The 16,170-nt window shown below is 71.9% G+C and carries 16 protein-coding genes; 6 read left to right on the forward strand and 10 right to left on the reverse strand.

Annotated elements, in window-relative coordinates; genetic code table 11:
- Window positions 1–203 precede the first annotated feature (203 nt).
- The 4 genes from pstS (at window position 204) to pstB (ending at window position 4,335) form a co-directional block, all read left to right on the forward strand.
- Window positions 204–1,334 (forward strand): phosphate ABC transporter substrate-binding protein PstS, encoded by a 1,131-nt coding sequence (pstS, locus tag ACIQ9G_RS23340; protein ID WP_403612706.1) that lies wholly within the window; start codon window positions 204–206, stop codon window positions 1,332–1,334.
- Window positions 1,335–1,446: 112 nt separating this feature from the next.
- Window positions 1,447–2,454 carry a phosphate ABC transporter permease subunit PstC gene (pstC, locus tag ACIQ9G_RS23345; RefSeq protein WP_403612709.1) on the forward strand — a complete coding sequence of 336 codons (1,008 nt, stop codon included), beginning with the start codon at window positions 1,447–1,449 and terminating at the stop codon, window positions 2,452–2,454.
- A complete protein-coding gene (gene pstA / locus ACIQ9G_RS23350; protein ID WP_403612711.1) occupies window positions 2,451–3,515 on the forward strand; it encodes a phosphate ABC transporter permease PstA in 1,065 nt (354 codons plus the stop codon). The genes pstC and pstA overlap by 4 nt, the downstream gene beginning before the upstream one ends.
- A 43-nt stretch (window positions 3,516–3,558) precedes the next feature.
- Complete coding sequence (gene pstB, locus ACIQ9G_RS23355) at window positions 3,559–4,335, forward strand: phosphate ABC transporter ATP-binding protein PstB (RefSeq protein ID WP_403612714.1); 777 nt, start codon at window positions 3,559–3,561, stop codon at window positions 4,333–4,335.
- Window positions 4,336–4,487: 152 nt separating this feature from the next.
- Here the strand turns inward: pstB and ACIQ9G_RS23360 are convergent, their stop codons facing one another.
- Entirely contained in the window at window positions 4,488–5,486 is a 999-nt protein-coding gene (locus ACIQ9G_RS23360; RefSeq protein WP_403612716.1) for an anion permease, read from the reverse strand.
- 7 nt (window positions 5,487–5,493) lie between these two features.
- Window positions 5,494–6,114 (reverse strand): DUF47 domain-containing protein, encoded by a 621-nt coding sequence (locus tag ACIQ9G_RS23365; protein ID WP_028797706.1) that lies wholly within the window; start codon window positions 6,112–6,114, stop codon window positions 5,494–5,496.
- 253 nt (window positions 6,115–6,367) lie between these two features.
- Here ACIQ9G_RS23365 and ACIQ9G_RS23370 point away from each other — a divergent pair, with 253 nt between their 5' ends.
- Entirely contained in the window at window positions 6,368–6,724 is a 357-nt protein-coding gene (locus ACIQ9G_RS23370; RefSeq protein ID WP_403612719.1) for a metal-sensitive transcriptional regulator, read from the forward strand.
- Between the two features lie 100 nt (window positions 6,725–6,824).
- On the opposite strand, the gene ACIQ9G_RS23375 is transcribed toward ACIQ9G_RS23370, so the two are convergent.
- Both ACIQ9G_RS23375 and ACIQ9G_RS23380 read right to left on the reverse strand, forming a co-directional pair.
- Complete coding sequence (locus ACIQ9G_RS23375) at window positions 6,825–7,004, reverse strand: hypothetical protein (RefSeq protein WP_403612721.1); 180 nt, start codon at window positions 7,002–7,004, stop codon at window positions 6,825–6,827.
- Between the two features lie 80 nt (window positions 7,005–7,084).
- Entirely contained in the window at window positions 7,085–7,921 is an 837-nt protein-coding gene (locus ACIQ9G_RS23380; protein ID WP_403612724.1) for a hypothetical protein, read from the reverse strand.
- Window positions 7,922–8,064: 143 nt separating this feature from the next.
- On the opposite strand from ACIQ9G_RS23380, the gene ACIQ9G_RS23385 reads away from it, so the two are divergent.
- Complete coding sequence (locus ACIQ9G_RS23385) at window positions 8,065–8,238, forward strand: hypothetical protein (RefSeq protein WP_403612727.1); 174 nt, start codon at window positions 8,065–8,067, stop codon at window positions 8,236–8,238.
- Window positions 8,239–8,400: 162 nt separating this feature from the next.
- Here ACIQ9G_RS23385 and ACIQ9G_RS23390 read toward each other — a convergent pair whose 3' ends face one another.
- From ACIQ9G_RS23390 to ACIQ9G_RS23415, 6 genes are all read right to left on the reverse strand, one after another.
- Window positions 8,401–8,823 carry an NUDIX hydrolase gene (locus ACIQ9G_RS23390; RefSeq protein ID WP_403612729.1) on the reverse strand — a complete coding sequence of 141 codons (423 nt, stop codon included), beginning with the start codon at window positions 8,821–8,823 and terminating at the stop codon, window positions 8,401–8,403.
- Window positions 8,824–8,841: 18 nt separating this feature from the next.
- Window positions 8,842–10,041, reverse strand: coding sequence for a CHAD domain-containing protein (locus ACIQ9G_RS23395; RefSeq protein WP_403612731.1), 1,200 nt, complete (start codon window positions 10,039–10,041; stop codon window positions 8,842–8,844).
- A complete protein-coding gene (locus ACIQ9G_RS23400; protein WP_403612733.1) occupies window positions 10,022–12,253 on the reverse strand; it encodes an RNA degradosome polyphosphate kinase in 2,232 nt (743 codons plus the stop codon). Before ACIQ9G_RS23400 ends, ACIQ9G_RS23395 begins: the two co-directional genes overlap by 20 nt.
- Window positions 12,254–12,728: 475 nt before the next feature.
- The gene (gene mshD / locus ACIQ9G_RS23405; RefSeq protein ID WP_403612736.1) at window positions 12,729–13,649 is read right to left on the reverse strand and encodes a mycothiol synthase; all 921 of its coding nucleotides are present in this window, start codon (window positions 13,647–13,649) and stop codon (window positions 12,729–12,731) included.
- A gap of 272 nt (window positions 13,650–13,921) precedes the next feature.
- Window positions 13,922–15,394 carry a sensor histidine kinase gene (locus ACIQ9G_RS23410; RefSeq protein ID WP_403612738.1) on the reverse strand — a complete coding sequence of 491 codons (1,473 nt, stop codon included), beginning with the start codon at window positions 15,392–15,394 and terminating at the stop codon, window positions 13,922–13,924.
- Window positions 15,391–16,125, reverse strand: coding sequence for a response regulator transcription factor (locus ACIQ9G_RS23415; protein WP_392194271.1), 735 nt, complete (start codon window positions 16,123–16,125; stop codon window positions 15,391–15,393). Before ACIQ9G_RS23415 ends, ACIQ9G_RS23410 begins: the two co-directional genes overlap by 4 nt.
- Between the last annotated feature and the right edge of the window lie 45 nt (window positions 16,126–16,170).

Genomic DNA, 16,170 nt, shown 5'->3' on the forward strand with positions numbered 1-16,170 from the left:
GTGCCCTCCCCGTAAGCATTCCGTGACCTCACCACACCGACGGCAGGGGTTCACCCCGCGTTCACTTCCGGCCATCGGCGGCTTCACCTCTTCTGCCTAATTTCGGCCGTACGCGGTGCTGATGCGCATGTCTGCGCATCGGCGTCACTCACACTTCGCACGCCGCCGATCAGGACGGCGGCTTCAGGAAGGAAATCCCTCAAGTGATGCTTCAGCGCAAGAACCGGCGGGCCCTCGCTCTCGGCGTCCTCGCCGTCTCCGGCGCCCTGGCCCTCACGGCGTGCGGCTCCGACAACAACAGCGGCGGTGGCAGCGGCAACAGCTCCTCCGCCGCGGCGGCTCCGGGCAACATCAAGTGCGGCGACGCCCAGGGTCAGCTCCAGGCCTCCGGTTCCTCGGCGCAGAAGAACGCCATCGACGCCTGGAACACGCAGTACGGCCAGGCCTGCAAGGGTGTGCAGCTCAACTACAACCCGACCGGTTCGGGTGCCGGCGTCACCGCCTTCCTGCAGGGCCAGACCGCGTTCGCCGGTTCGGACTCCCCGCTGAAGCCGGAGGAGATCGCCCAGTCGAAGAAGGTGTGCTCCGGCGGCCAGGCCATCGACCTGCCCATGGTCGGCGGCCCGATCGCGATCGGCTTCAACGTGCCGGGCGTGGACAACCTGGTCCTGGACCCGTCCACCCTCGCCAAGATCTTCAACGGCAAGATCACCAACTGGAACGACGCGGCGATCAAGAAGCTGAACCCGAGCGCCAAGCTTCCCAACCTGAAGATCCAGGCGTTCCACCGCTCGGACGAGTCCGGCACCACGGACAACTTCACCAAGTACCTGATCGCCACCGCCAAGAGCGACTGGCCGTACTCGGGCGGCAAGGCCTGGCAGGCCAAGGGCGGCCAGTCCGCGCAGGGTTCCTCCGGCCTGGCGCAGCAGGTGAAGCAGACCGCGGGCGCGATCTCCTACTTCGAGCTCTCCTACGCCGCCGACGGCGTCAAGACCGTCGACCTGAAGACCGGCGCCGCCTCCCCGGCCAAGGCCACCGTGGAGAACGCCACCAAGGCGATCGCCTCCGCCCAGGTCACCGGCACCGGCAAGGACCTCGCCCTGAAGCTCAACTACGAGCCCAAGGAGGACGGCGCCTACCCGCTGACCCTGGTCACCTACGAGATCGCCTGCGACAAGGGCAACAAGGCCGCGACCCTGCCGGCCGTCAAGTCCTTCCTCGCCTACACCGCGTCCGAGGAGGGTCAGAAGCTGCTGACCAACGCCTCCTACGCCCCGATCCCCGCCGAGATCATCTCCAAGGTCCGCACCACCATCGAGGGCCTGAGCTGATCCAGGAGTGCGGCCCGGCCCCCCGACCCTGAGTCGGGGCCGGGCCGCACCGTCCGGTGCACCGCCGCCAGGGGCCGAACGCTGAGAACGGCTCCGCAGACCGGAGAACCCGATGGACATATCCACACAGCAAACCGACGCAGCTCCCCCGACGCCCCGGCCGACCCCGGGCGCCCAGAAGCGCGCCGCCCGCGGCGCCAGCCGACCCGGCGACCGGATCTTCCTCGGTCTCTCCCGCGGCTCGGGCATCGTGCTGCTGGTGATCATGGCCGCGATCGCGGTCTTCCTCACCTACCGTGCCTCCCTCGCCATCAGCAAGGACCACGGGAACTTCCTCACCACCTTCGAGTGGAACACCAACGTGCTGCCGCCCGAGTTCGGCATCGCGGTGCTGGCCTTCGGCACGGTCGTCTCCTCGATCGTCGCCATGGCCATCGCGGTCCCGATCGCCGTCGGCATCGCGCTCTTCCTCACGCACTACGCCCCGCGCCGGCTCAGCGGCCCGATCGCCTACGTGATCGACCTGCTGGCCGCCGTGCCGTCCATCGTCTACGGCCTGTGGGGCGCCCTCGTCCTGGTGCCGCACCTGAGCGGCCTGTACGCCTGGCTCGACGACTACTTCGGCTGGACCGGCGTCCTGTCCTGGCAGGGCGGTGCCGCCCGCTCGCTGCTCACCGTCGGCATCCTGCTGGCGATCATGATCCTGCCGATCATCACCAACGTGAGCCGTGAGGTCTTCCGCCAGGTCCCGCGGATGCACGAGGAGGCCGCCCTGGCCCTCGGCGCCACGCGCTGGGAGGTGATCCGCATGTCGGTGCTGCCCTTCGGCCGCTCCGGCGTGATCTCCGCCTCGATGCTCGGCCTCGGCCGCGCCCTCGGCGAGACGATGGCCGTCGCGACCGTCCTCTCCCCGACCTTCGACATCAAGGCCAGCCTGCTCGACCCGGGCGGCGGCACGTTCGCCCAGAACATCGCGAGCAAGTTCAACGAGGCCACCGAGTTCGGCCAGGACGCGCTGATCGCCTCCGGCCTCGTCCTGTTCGTCATCACCCTGCTCGTCAACGGCGCGGCCCGCATGATCATCAACCGCCGCAAGGAGTACTCGGGGGCCAACGCATGACCACGCCAGCCGTCACCGACAAGCCCACCGGTTCCCTGCGCGGCGCGAGCCTGCCCAAGTGGTTCCCGGTGGCCGTCCTCGCGGGCTCCGTCGCCGTCGCCGTGGGCATCGGCCTGGGCACCGGCCTGCAGAGCAAGGCGCAGTGGGGCCTGATCGCGGCCGTGCTCGCGGTCCTCGCCACCTACGTCGTCGCGGCCCGCGTCGAGGGCCGCAGGCAGGCCCGGGACCGCATCGCGACCAGCCTCGTCTGGGTCTGCTTCCTCGTTGCCGTCGTCCCGCTGGCCTCCCTGATCTGGGAGACCGCCAAGCGCGGCGTGAAGGTCCTCGACGGGTACTTCCTGAGCCACTCGATGGCCGGCGTCGCCGACACCCAGCCGGGCGGCGGCATCTACCACGCCCTGCTCGGCACCCTGGAGCAGGTCGCCCTGGCCACCCTGATCGCCGTGCCGATCGGTGTACTCACCGCGATCTACCTGGTCGAGTACGGCCGCGGCAGGCTCGCGCGGGCCATCACCTTCTTCGTCGACGTCATGACCGGCATCCCGTCGATCGTCGCCGGCCTGTTCGTCCTCAGCTTCTGGATCCTGATCCTCAAGATGGGCTACTCCGGCTTCGCCGGTTCGCTCGCCCTGTCGATCCTGATGATGCCCGTGGTGGTCCGCTCCACCGAGGAGATGCTCAAGCTCGTACCGAACGAGCTGCGCGAGGCCTCCCTCGCGCTGGGCGTCCCCAAGTGGCGCACCATCTTCAAGGTGGTGCTGCCGACCTCCATCGGCGGCATCGTCACGGGCGTGATGCTCGCGATCGCGCGCATCACCGGTGAGACCGCACCCGTCCTGCTGCTGGTCTGGGGAACGCAGTTCATCAACACCAACCCCTTCAAGGACCCGCAGGCCTCGCTGCCGCTGTACATCTACCAGCAGTACGCGAACAGCTCGGGCTCCGGCGCGGCCTACGACCGTGCCTGGGCGGCGGCCCTCACCCTCATCGCCTTCGTGATGATCCTCAACCTGGTGGCCCGCGGCATCGCCCGCTGGAAGGCCCCGAAGACCGGTCGCTGACGCGGCCACTCAGCGACCGACGACTGGAAGTGAAGAAGTAGTCATGGCCAAGCGAATCGACGTCAGCGGACTCACCGCGTACTACGGCTCCCACAAGGCGATCGAGGACATCTCGATGACCGTCGAGCCGCGCTCGGTGACGGCGTTCATCGGACCGTCCGGATGCGGCAAGTCGACGTTCCTGCGCACGCTCAACCGGATGCACGAGGTCACCCCCGGCGGCCGGGTCGAGGGCAAGGTGCTCCTCGACGACGAGGACCTGTACGGCACCGGGGTCGACCCGGTCTCCGTCCGCCGCGAGGTCGGCATGGTCTTCCAGCGCCCGAACCCCTTCCCCACCATGTCGATCTTCGACAACGTGGCGGCGGGCCTGCGGCTGAACGGCAACCACAGGAAGAGCGAGCTCAGCGACATCGTGGAGAAGTCGCTCAAGGGCGCGAACCTCTGGAACGAGGTGAAGGACCGCCTCAACAAGCCCGGCTCGGGCCTCTCCGGCGGTCAGCAGCAGCGGCTGTGCATCGCCCGGGCGATCGCGGTCGAGCCCAAGGTGCTGCTCATGGACGAGCCCTGCTCGGCCCTGGACCCGATCTCGACGCTCGCCATCGAGGACCTGATCGGTGAGCTGAAGGAACGGTTCACGATCGTCATCGTGACGCACAACATGCAGCAGGCGGCGCGCGTCTCGGACCGTACGGCCTTCTTCAACCTGGCCGCGGTCGGCCAGCCGGGCCGGCTGATCGAGATCGACGACACCGAGCGCATCTTCTCCAATCCGTCCGTGCAGGCCACGGAGGACTACATCTCGGGCCGCTTCGGCTGATCGGCGGCCCGCCCGGAACCCTCGCGGTGCTGCATGGCGGTGCCACCGCGAGGACGCAGAAGGGCCCGCCCCCGGCTCCCGGGGGCGGGCCCGCTGTCTTGCCCGGCGGTCCGGCCGGCCGATCCCCGCGGGATCGGCCGACCGGTGCCGTCCTACAGGATCGCCAGGTCGATCAGCCAGAAGGTGCAGGCGGCCACGATCGCCGCCGCCGGCATGGTGATGAACCAGCCCAGGACGATGTTCTTGGCGACGCCCCAGCGCACCGCGTTCACCCGCTTCGTCGCCCCGACGCCCATGATCGCCGAGGTGATCACGTGCGTGGTCGAGATCGGCGCCTTGAACAGGAACGCCGTGGTGAACATGATCGACGCGCCCGTCGTCTCCGCCGCGAAGCCCTGCGGGGGGTCCAGCTCGATGATCTTGCGGCCGAGGGTCCGCATGATGCGCCAGCCGCCCGCGTAGGTGCCGAGCGACAGCATCAGCGCGGAGACCAGCTTCACCCACACCGGGATCGGGTCGCCGTAGTCCTCGACGTCGGCGATGACCAGGGCCATCACCACGACGCCCATGGTCTTCTGGGCGTCCTGCAGGCCGTGGCCGAGCGCCATGCCGGCCGCCGACACCGTCTGCGCTATGCGGAAGCCGCGCTTGGCCTTGTGCGGGTTGGCCCGGCGGAAGATCCACATGATCGCGGTCATCACCAGGTAGCCGACGATCAGGCCGACGACCGGAGACAGGAACATGGGGGTGACGATCTTGTCCAGCACCCCGGACCAGTGGACCTGCGTACCGCCCGCGAGCGCCGCGCCCACCATGCCGCCGAACAGCGCGTGCGAGGAGGACGAGGGCAGGCCGAAGTACCAGGTGACCAGGTTCCAGACGATGGCGCCGAGCAGGGCCGCGAAGAGGATGCCCATGCCCTTGCCGCCGGTGGGCGTCGCGATCAGGCCTTCGCTGACGGTCTTGGCGACCCCGCTGCCGAGGAAGGCGCCGGCGAGGTTCATCACCGCCGCCATCGCCAGCGCCGCGCGCGGCGTGAGCGCACGCGTCGACACCGAGGTGGCGATGGCGTTCGCCGAGTCGTGGAAGCCGTTGGTATAGGCGAAGAAGAGCGCGACCAGGATGGTCAGAATGAGAGCGAAGGTGTCCATGGACGCCTCAGGACTCCTTGACCGCGATGGTCTCCACCGTGTTGGCGACGTGCTCGAAGGCGTCCGCCGCCTCCTCCAGTACGTCCACGATCTGCTTGAGCTTGAGCACCTCGATCGCGTCGTACTTGCCGTTGAACAGGTGCGCCAGCAGCTTGCGGTGGATCTGGTCCGCCTGGTTCTCCAGACGGTTCACCTCGATCCAGTACTCGGTGAGGTTGTCCATGGTCCGCAGGTGCGGCATCGCCTCGGCGGTCAGCTCCGCCGCCCGCGCCAGGACCTCGATCTGCTGCTCGACGCCCTTGGGCAGTTCCTCGACGTTGTAGAGGACGACCAGGTCGACGGCCTCCTCCATGAAGTCCATGATGTCGTCGAGGGACGACGCGAGGGAGTAGATGTCCTCGCGGTCGAAGGGCGTGATGAAGGAGGAGTTCAGCTGGTGGAAGATCGCATGCGTGGCGTCGTCACCGGCGTGTTCCGCTGCCCGCATACGCTCTGCGATCTCGGCCCGGGCGGAAGAGTCCGCCCCGAGCAGTTCCATCAGGAGCTTCGAGCCCGTGACGATGTTGTCCGCGGAGGCGGCGAACATGTCGTAGAAGCTCGTCTCCCTGGGGGTCAGACGAAAGCGCACGTGGGGTCCTCAGGATGCTTCGGTTTCGGTCAGGGTGATGCTAAGCGCATCATCCGGCCACGGCTAAGGGGCCGTCCCCCAGTGTCGCCCATCGGGCACGGTGCTCCGCACGGGGGCGGTACCGGGGGCCGGTCCGGCCTCCGCGCTCGGCTTCGGCCACAGGGCGTATACCCAGCAAAGTTCGCTAGGATATACCCTGTGGGGGTATATGTCGGGGATCGCGTTCCGGGATCGATCTGAGAGGGAGGCCGCTATGACGACCACCGAGGCCGGGGCGGCGGTGCCCTCCGATGGCGCGGGCGACGTGGTGACGGACCACGACCGCGGTGTGCACGGCTACCACCAGCAGAAGGACGAGCACCTCAAGCGGCTGCGCCGGATCGAGGGCCAGATCCGCGGCCTGCAGCGGATGGTCGACGAGGACGTCTACTGCATCGACATACTCACCCAGGTGTCCGCCTCCACCAAGGCCCTGCAGTCCTTCGCCCTGCAACTGCTGGAGGAGCACCTGCGCCACTGCGTCGCGGACGCGGCCCTCAAGGGCGGTACCGAGATCGACGCGAAGGTCGAGGAGGCGACGAAGGCGATCGGGCGGCTGCTGCGCACCTGAGCGCCGTACGGGGCGCGTCCGCCCCGTGCGCGGGTGGCCGGTTCTCGTCGCTCGGGACGGCGTGCGTGCCGGGCCGGGCGCGCGGGGCGGCCGCGCCGGGTCAGCCGCGCGGGGCGTCGGCGCGCTCCTCGGCCACCCTGAGCACCTCGTCGATGCTCTCCAGGCTGAGCCGATCCTCGGCCGCCGAGGCGGCGATGATCAGCTCCCCGCACAGTTCGATCTCGGCGAGGGCCACGTGGTCCTGAACTGCCGTACCGCCGACCGGAGCCACGTGCGTCACCTCGTCTCTGCCGTCACCGACTTCCTAGGGTAGGGAGCGGCCTGCACGGCGCGCATGGCACGGACGGGCTAGTTCGCCGGTCATTTCTCGGCGATCCGCCCGGCGTAGATGTCTTCCGCCTTCGGCAGCCGTACGGTCACGGGGGTCCCGAAGGCGTACAGCAGGGTCGTGGAGAAGACGGCGACCGTGCCCTCGTGCTGCCCGTTGACGAAGCTGAACCGGTGCCGGACCTTGCGGATGCGCCCCTGGTCGTCGAGGTAGACGTCGAACGGGACGGCGGCCGTGGCGAACCCTTTCGCCGCCGCCCGCAGGGCCGCCCCGCCGGCCGCCCCGGCGCTCTTCGCGGCCAGGGCGAGATCGGCGGTGCCCCGGTAGTGCCGCACCTCGACGCCCGCCAGCTCGGTCCTCCCCACGTACGTCGCCGTGCGCGTCCCGCGCAGCACCTCGGCGGCGGCGAACGGGTCGGTGGCGCCACCGGTGACGAGATTGCCGTCGGACAGCGTGGCGGTCTCCACCCGCACCCACTTGTCGGCCGGCACACCGGCGCCGCGGTTCTTCATGAACAGCGCGCCCGGCGCGAGGAGTTCGGTGATCGGCCGGTGCGGGACGGTGCCGGCCGGGTCCTGCGGCAGCATCACCGTCAGCCGTCCCAGCTGCCCGCGGAAGTCGTAGGCGCCCTCGCCGCGGATGGTCACCCTGGTCCCGCCGGTGGCCATCTCCATCGACGTACGGGCCTGGGAGCTGCCCGCCGTCAGCAGGGCCTCGGGGGCCTGGCGCAGGGTCCGCACCGGGTCGGCCGCGGCGCGCCCGTCCTGAGCGGCCGCGCCGCCGCCGGCGCAGCCCGTGGCGCACGTACAGACCATCAGTCCCGCCGCGAGCACCGCCCCGCTCGCCTGCCGCCGCTGTCGCTCCGCCATCGCCTGCCTACCCCCAGCCGGTACGTCCGTCACGGGACCCCCTGTCGTTCCGGTTAACGACCGGTAGGGAGCCCCGTCACGCGGCGGTGCCATCCGTCGCACGGGGATGTGAGCCGTTCACCCGGTGTGGGTACGGTGGGGGCGTGGCGCAGCAGGAGGGGCTCGGCCCTGACCGTGAGGATCAGGTTCACAGCACGACGACCGTCGAACAGGGCCGCTTCTGCGTGGCCCACTGCGTCTGCGGCTGGCGCGGTCCGGCCCGCCGGGCCCGCAGCCTGGCCCGCACGGACGCCCGGGGACACGCGACGGAGCCCTGATCCGGTCCCGGCCCCTTGGGCGGCGGAGGGAGCCGGATCCGTCCGGGCCCCTGGGGGCGGAACCCTGATCCCGTCCGGCCTCTTGCGTGACGCCGGATCCGGTCCGGCCCCTTGGGCGGCGGTCGGAGCCCTGATCCGTTCAGACTCCCGCAGAGCGGCCGGTCAGGCGTGGCGGAGGGTGGCCAGCAGGTCGTCCACGAGGTCGCGGTCGCGGTACTGGGTCAGGCGGCTGCGGGCGGCGGCGGGGGACAGCCACAGCACGCGGTCCACCTCGCTGCTGGGGGTGAAGCGGCCGCCGGTGGCCTCGGCCGCCCAGTAACGGACCCGCTTGGGACGCCCGCCCGCCATGTACCGCACGGCGCGCAGCTCGGCGCCGGGCACGGCGGTGTGGCCGGTCTCCTCCTCGACCTCGCGCAGGGCACCCGCGAGCGGGTCCTCGCCCCGTTTGAGCTTGCCCTTGGGCCACGACCAGTCGTCGTACTTGGGCCGGTGCACCAGACACACCTCGAGCGTGCCGTCCACCGGGGAACGGCGCCACAGGACGCACCCGGACGCCCGGACGACGGTGTCCTTCGCGGGACTCACCGGTAGCTCACCGCCTCCTCAGGGAGCGCTGACCGTCTGCTTCTGCCAGGACTGCTGGAAGGCGAACCGCGCCGCCTCCACCTCGTGCCGCTGGTCGGCGTGGAGCACGCCGAGCGCGTACGCGGTGGCCGGCGCGATCCGCGGGGTGCGGGCGGCCGCGGCCGCGGCGGCCGCCGCCTCCGAGGCGTCACGGTGCCGGTTGAGCGCCTGGCCGGCCGCCGGCAGCCGTACGTCGACGGGCGCGCTGTCGCCGTGCAGCACCTCGCGGGCGTACCGGTGCAGGCGCAGCAGCAGGCGGACCTGGTGCCAGGGCGCGTCCTGCGGGTGCGGGGACGGGTCCGGGGACAGGCCGTGGATCAGCGCCTCCGCGTTGTACGGGCTGCCCGCGGTGAGCAGCGGCAGCGCCGCGACCGCGTCCGCCAGCCGCTCCCGCGCGGCGGCGGCGAGCGGGCGCAGGTCGGCGGTGGCCGCGCCGGGGACCAGCGGGACGTCGCTGGCCAGTACGGCCACCTTGTCGGCGACCGCGTGGAAGCGGGAGGAGCCGAGGGCCTGGAGGGCGGTGGAGTGCGCCCGGGTCCGGGCCAGGGTCAGCTGGCGGTCGAGCAGGGCGCCCGCCTTCGCCGCGCCGACGGTCAGGCTGCCGCGGTCCGGCGCCGGGGCCGCGGCGCGGTGGCCGCCGGGCGCCTCCGCCGGGGTCGTCGAGCCGGGGACGGCACCGGCGCCCGTCCGGTCCGCCGCGCCGGACCGGGCCACGGCCGCGCCGAGCGCGCCCACCGGCTGGGCGGGCAGGGCCGCCGACCCCGACAGCCGGTGCAGGGCCAGCAACAGCCGCTCCAGACGGGCCTGGTAGGCGTGCTCACGGGCCAAGGTGCCCGACAGCCAGGCCAGTTCGGGCCGCAGCTCCTCCGCCCAGCCCTCCTCCAGCAGGGGGCGGAAGGTGTGCAGGCTGCCGCTGATGCGGCGGGCCGAGCGGCGCAGGGCGCGCGCCGCGTCGACGGCCTCCACGGAGCCGTTGCCTGCCGGGCCGTTGGCCGCCGGGCCGCTGTCCGCCGCCCGCGCCTCCGCGCGGGACGGGGATCCGCCGCCGGGGCCCGCCTGGCGGTGCAGGCGCAGCGCGCGGAGGAACTCTGTGGCCTGCGCCCGCAGATAGGCCGCGAGAGCGTCGGTGGGGACCGGCCCGGCGGTGGGGTCCGTCGGGTCAGGGTGTTGCATTGCCACGCCGGCGCCTCCGGGCGTCTATGAGCATCTCCTGGATATTCCGCAGGGGTTGTCCCTCGGCGTCGGTCGCGTGCCGGATCCAGTCGCCGTCCGGGCCGAGGTGCCAGGAGGCGGTGGTGTCGGACATGCCGGTCTCGAGAAGCCGGTTGAGCGACGCCCGGTGTGCCGGGTCGACGACGCGGACCAGGGCCTCTATCCGGCGGTCGAGGTTACGGTGCATCATGTCGGCGCTGCCGATCCACACCTCGGGCTCGCCGCCGTTGCCGAAGGCGAACACCCGGGAGTGCTCCAGGAAGCGGCCGAGGATGGACCGGACGCGGATGTTCTCGGACAGCCCGGTGACCCCGGGGCGCACGGCGCAGATGCCGCGCACCCAGACGTCGACGGGCACCCCTGCCTGGGACGCGCCGTACAGCGCGTCGATGACGGCCTCGTCGACCATCGAGTTGACCTTGATGCGGATGAAGGCGGGACGCCCGGCACGGTGGTGCTGGACCTCCTTGTTGATCCGTGCGACCAGGCCGTCCCGCAGGGACTTGGGGGCGACCAGCAGCCGGCGGTAGGTCTCGCGGCGCGAGTAGCCCGAGAGCCGGTTGAACAGGTCGGACAGGTCGGCGCCCACCTGCGGGTCGGCGGTCAGCAGGCCGAGGTCCTCGTAGAGGCGGGCCGTCTTCGGGTGGTAGTTGCCGGTGCCGACATGGCTGTAGCGGCGGAGGGTGTCGCCCTCCTGGCGGACCACCAGGGACAGCTTGCAGTGCGTCTTCAGGCCGACCAGGCCGTACACGACGTGGCAGCCGGCCTCCTCCAGCTTGCGCGCCCACTTGATGTTGGCGTGCTCGTCGAAGCGGGCCTTGATCTCGACCAGGACGAGGACCTGCTTGCCGGACTCGGCCGCGTCGATGAGCGCGTCGACTATGGGGGAGTCGCCCGAGGTCCGGTACAGGGTCTGCTTGATCGCCAGCACGTCCGGGTCGCCGGCGGCCTGCTCCAGGAACGCCTGGACGGAGGTCGAGAACGAGTCGTACGGGTGGTGCAGCAGCACGTCCCGGTTGCGCAGCGCGGCGAAGATGTCCGGCGCGGAGGCCGACTCGACCTCGGCGAGGTCGCGATGGGTGCCGGCGACGAACTTCGGGTACTTCAGCTCGGGCCGGTCGAGGCTGTGGATGCGGAAGAGGCCGGTGAGGTCCAGGGGGCCCGGCAGCGGGTACACCTCGGCCTCGCTGATCTTCAGCTCGCGCACCAGCAGGTCCAGGACCTCGCGGTCGATGGACTCCTCGACCTCCAGGCGCACCGGCGGCCCGAAGCGGCGCCGCATGAGCTCCTTCTCCAGCGCCTGGAGCAGGTTCTCCGCGTCGTCCTCCTCGACCTCCAGGTCCTCGTTGCGGGTGAGCCGGAAGGCGTGGTGCTCGAGCACCTCCATGCCCGGGAACAGCTCCTCCAGGTGGGCGGCGATGACGTCCTCGACGGGGACGTAGCGGCCCGGGGAGCTCTCCAGGAAGCGGGACAGCAGCGGCGGCACCTTGACGCGGGCGAAGTGGCGGTGGCCGGTGACCGGGTTCCGTACGACCACGGCCAGGTTCAGGGACAGGCCGGAGATGTACGGGAAGGGGTGCGCCGGGTCGACCGCCAGCGGGGTGAGCACCGGGAAGATCTGGTGCCGGAAGAGCGTGAAGAGGCGGGCCTGCTCCTTCTCGGTCAGCTCGCTCCAGCGGACCAGGTGGATGCCCTCCTCCGCGAGGGCGGGGGCGACGTCCTCGTGGTAGCAGGCGGCGTGCCGGGCCATGAGCTCGCGGGAGCGGGCCCAGATCATCTCCAGCACCTCGCGGGGCTGGAGGCCGGAGGCGGAGCGGGTGGCGACCCCGGTGGCGATCCGGCGCTTCAGGCCCGCCACCCGGACCATGAAGAACTCGTCCAGGTTGCTGGCGAAGATCGCGAGGAAGTTGGCCCGCTCCAGGAGGGGCGTGTTCGGGTCCTCGGCGAGTTCGAGGACGCGCTCGTTGAAGGCGAGCCAGCTGCGCTCCCGGTCGAGGAAACGACCCTGTGGCAGCTGTACCCCGTCTACCTGCGACTCCTCGTAGCCGTCGAGGTCGGCATCGATGTCGGGTTCCAGGTCGGAGACCGCCGCCGCCACGGTGTGCGGGCGGTGGGCGGCTATGGAGCCCACGGAGGGCTGCGGGTGCTGGACCTGTGCCTGGGTGTCTGGCTGGCTCATGAACCCATTCTTCCGCGCCGGGCGGAAGACAGGCGCGTCGGAGGCCGCGGGCGGGAGCGCGGCGACGGGGGTCCCCCCGGCCTGCCGGGGCCGCGAGGGGGCGGGAGCGTTCCCGTCCCCCGTGGCGCCCTCGGGGGGCGGCGAAGGCTCTGGCGCGGCGGGCTTCATTGCCCGAGCGTCGCAAGCCCGTCTGAATCGATGGTTACGGAGACATGACGTGCGGGATAGCGGGGAGCGGCCCCGGGGCGTCCCCGCCGCCCCGCACGGCCGCGTCCGGCCCCGGCCGCCCCTTTCGAAGGGCGGTGCGGGGAAAGGGCGTTCAGGTCGTACGGCGGTGGGGCGGGGCGGCGGGGACGCCCCGGAGACCGCGCGGGGGGCTGCCGGGCCGGCCGGACCACCGGCCAGGTCCCCCGCCAGGTCTCCGGGCAGCTCCCCGGCCAGAGGTCCGGGCCGGGGTCTCCGGGCAGGGCTCCGGTCAGGTCTCCGTCCGGTACATCAGGTCGGTCTCGTAGGTGCTGAACCCCAGCCGCTCGTACACGGAGACCGCCGCCTTGTTGTCGGCGTCGACGTACAGCATCGCCGTCGGCAGGCCCTGCGCGGCCAGGTGCCGCAGCCCGATCACGGTCAGGGCCCGGCCGAGGCCGCCGCCCTGGGCGCCGGGGCGCACGCCGAGCACGTACACCTCGCCGAGGCGCTCCTCGGCGTGCACCTTCGTCCAGTGGAAGCCGACCACCCGTCCGTCCCGCTCGGCCAGGAAGAACCCGTGCGGATCGAACCAGGCCTCCGCCTCGCGGGCGTCGAGGTCCCGCTGGGTGAGCGAGCCCTGCTCGGGGTGGTGGGCGAAGGCCTCGGCGTTGACGGCGAGCCACGCGGCGTCGTCCTCGCCGGGGACGAAGGTCCGTACCGTCACGCCCTCGGGAAGCGGCGGCTCGGACAGATCGAAGTCGGTGAGCGACCGACGCATCTGGCGCAGCTCACGGAAGAGGGTGAGCCCGAGGACCTGCGCGAGGTGCCGGGCGGCGGAGTGCCCGCCGTGCGCCCACACCCGCAGCCGCTTGCCCGAGGCGGCGAGCAGGGCGGAGCCGAGCACCCGCCCGTGGCCGTGCCCGCGGTGCGCCGGGTGGACGACCAGCTCGGCGGCGGGCGCCTCCACGGGATCGGTGTCCTCCAGCTGCGCGTACCCCACGAGCTCGCCGTCGACGGTGAGCAGCATGTGGGACACGCCCTCGCGGGCGCCGCCGCGCAGCTGGAGCCGGCCCTGCTCGGACACCGCCTGCTGGCCGTCGTTGCGGGCGGCCGCCGCCAGCAGGCCGAGCACGGCGTCGGCCTGGTCCGGGGAGAGCACGGAGCAGGTGTCCAGTGAGCGGGCGATCGGTGCGGTGTCGTCGCTGGTCATGCGTATGAGAGTAAGGGTGCGCCGCCCCGCCTGAGGAGAAGCGGCTCGTCGGTTGCCTGAGGCCACCGGTCGCAGGGCCCGTCCCGCGTCGCACCGCGCTCCGCGCCGGGCCTTGCGCGAGGTCGCCGTCCGGCCGTCCGCGGCGCGCTCCGCACCCCTTGCCGACGACGTCGCGCACACCCCCGGGCACCGGCCGCGCATTTCCGCACGTCGAGCACCGGCCCCAGGCGCGCATTGCCCCCCGACCCCAGGCGCCCAAGTGCCCCCTGACCTCAGGCGGCCGTGCCGTACGGCCCCTCCGGGGGCGGGGTCGGGGCGCCCGGCAGGCGTACCGTCGCCACCGTGCCGCCGCCCGGCGCCGGTGCCAGGGCGACCTCGCCGCCGGCCTGCTGGACGGTGCGGGCGACGATGGACAGGCCCAGGCCCGAGCCCGGCAGCGCCCGCGCGCTCGGTGAGCGCCAGAAGCGGTCGAAGACATGGGGGAGTTCGTCGGCGGGGATGCCCGGCCCGTGGTCGCGGACGGTGAGCACGCCCTCGTCCAGGACCACCTCGACCGCGCCGCCCTCCGGGCTGAACTTCACCGCGTTGTCGAGGATGTTGACCACCGCCCGTTCCATCGCGGACGGCTCCGCCCGGACGAACCAGGGGCTCAGGTCCGCCGTGATCGTCAGCTCCGGCCCGCGCAGCCGGGCCCGGCGCAGCGCGTCCTCCACGGTGTCCTGGAAGGCGATCAGCTGGACCCGCTCGCCCCGCTGCCCCTCCGCACGCGACAGCTCCTGAAGGTCGCCGATCAGCGAGGCGAGCTCCGTCATCTGCGCCTTCACCGACGCGAGCAGCGCCTTGCGGTCGGCCTCCGGGATCGGGCGGCCGGTCTCCTCACTGCGGGTGAGGAGTTCGATGTTGGTGCGGAGCGAGGTGAGCGGGGTGCGCAGCTCGTGGCCCGCGTCCGCGATGAGCTGCTGCTGCAGCTCGCGGGAGCTGGCCAGCGCCGACGTCATCGAGTTGAAGGAGCGGGACAGCCGGGCGATCTCGTCCTCGCTGTCGTCCTCCACGGGGATCCGGATGGTCAGGTCCTCGGTCCGGGCGACGTGCTCCACCGCCTCGGTCAACTTGTCGACCGGCCGCAGACCGGCGCGCGCCACCGCGAGACCGGCGGCCCCGGCGCCGAGGACGCCGACGCCGGAGACGACGAGGAGCAGCAGGGCGAGGTCGTCGAGGGTCTTCTCGGTGTCCTTGAGGGACAGCCCGATGGTGAACACGGCATTGGGATACGGCCGCAGGTCGGGGCCGCCCTCCAGGGGGATGGCGAGGACCGCCACCCGCACGTCGTTGCCCTCGCTGTCGGTGCTGTTGTGGAAGGTGCGCACGGTGAGGTCGGGGTTGGCGGCCGCCTGCCGGTCCGTGCGCGTGATTTTGAGGACGCCCTCGGACTGGGGCAGGACGCAGGCCTTGCCGTCCGCCCTCACCAGCTGCATGTAGAAGTACGACGGCCTGCCGCCGGAGTCGCCCGCCGCCGTCGGGGGGCAGCTGGTCAGCAGCGCCGTCACATAGGGGGTGTCGTCCAGGAGCTGCCGGGTGTTGGCGCTCGCCAGCCGGTTCTCGACCTCGTCGTACAGCCGGCTCCGGACGATGAACCAGCAGGTGACCGAGACCGCGGCCACCGCGAACGCCACGGCCGCCGCGACCAGCAGCGCCAGCCGGGACCGGATGGGCAGCGAGCGCAGCCGCCGTACCGCGAGCCTCACTCCGCGCCGCCCTGCCGCAGGACGTACCCCACGCCCCGCACGGTGTGCACGAGGCGTGGCTCGCCGCCGGACTCGGTCTTGCGGCGCAGGTACATCACGTACACGTCGAGCGAGTTCGACGAGGGCTCGAAGTCGAAGCCCCAGACCGCCTTCAGGATCTGCTCCCGGGTGAGCACCTGGCGCGGGTGCGCCAGGAACATCTCCAGCAGGGTGAACTCCGTGCGGGTCAGTTCCACCGGCCGCCCGTCGCGGGTGACCTCGCGGGTGGCGAGGTCCATGCGCAGGTCGGCGAAGGACAGCACGTCCGTGTCGTCGGCCGCGCCCGCCACGGCCGCCGCGTAGGAGCTGCGCCGCAGCAGCGCGCGGATCCGGGCGAACAGCTCGTCCAGCTCGAACGGTTTGACCAGGTAGTCGTCGGCGCCGGCGTCGAGCCCGGTGACCCGGTCGCCGACCGTGTCGCGGGCCGTCAGCATCAGGATGGGGGTCATGTCCCCGGTGCCGCGGATGCGGCGGGCGGCGGTCAGGCCGTCCATGCGGGGCATCTGGATGTCGAGGACCACCAGGTCCGGCCGGTACGCGGCCGCCTTCTCCAGCGCGTCCGCGCCGTCCACGGCCACCTCGGTGCCGTACCCCTCGAAGGCGAGGCTGCGCTCGAGCGCTTCGCGTACGGCGGGCTCGTCGTCGACGATCAGGATGCGCTGGGGGTCACGGTCGCCATCGGCGGGGCTCATCGCTCGCGTTTCCTCGGGTGCGGTGGGGGCGTGGGCGGGACGTTC

The organism is Streptomyces sp. NPDC096152, assembly GCF_044763235.1.
Classification (GTDB): Bacteria; Actinomycetota; Actinomycetes; order Streptomycetales; family Streptomycetaceae; genus Streptomyces.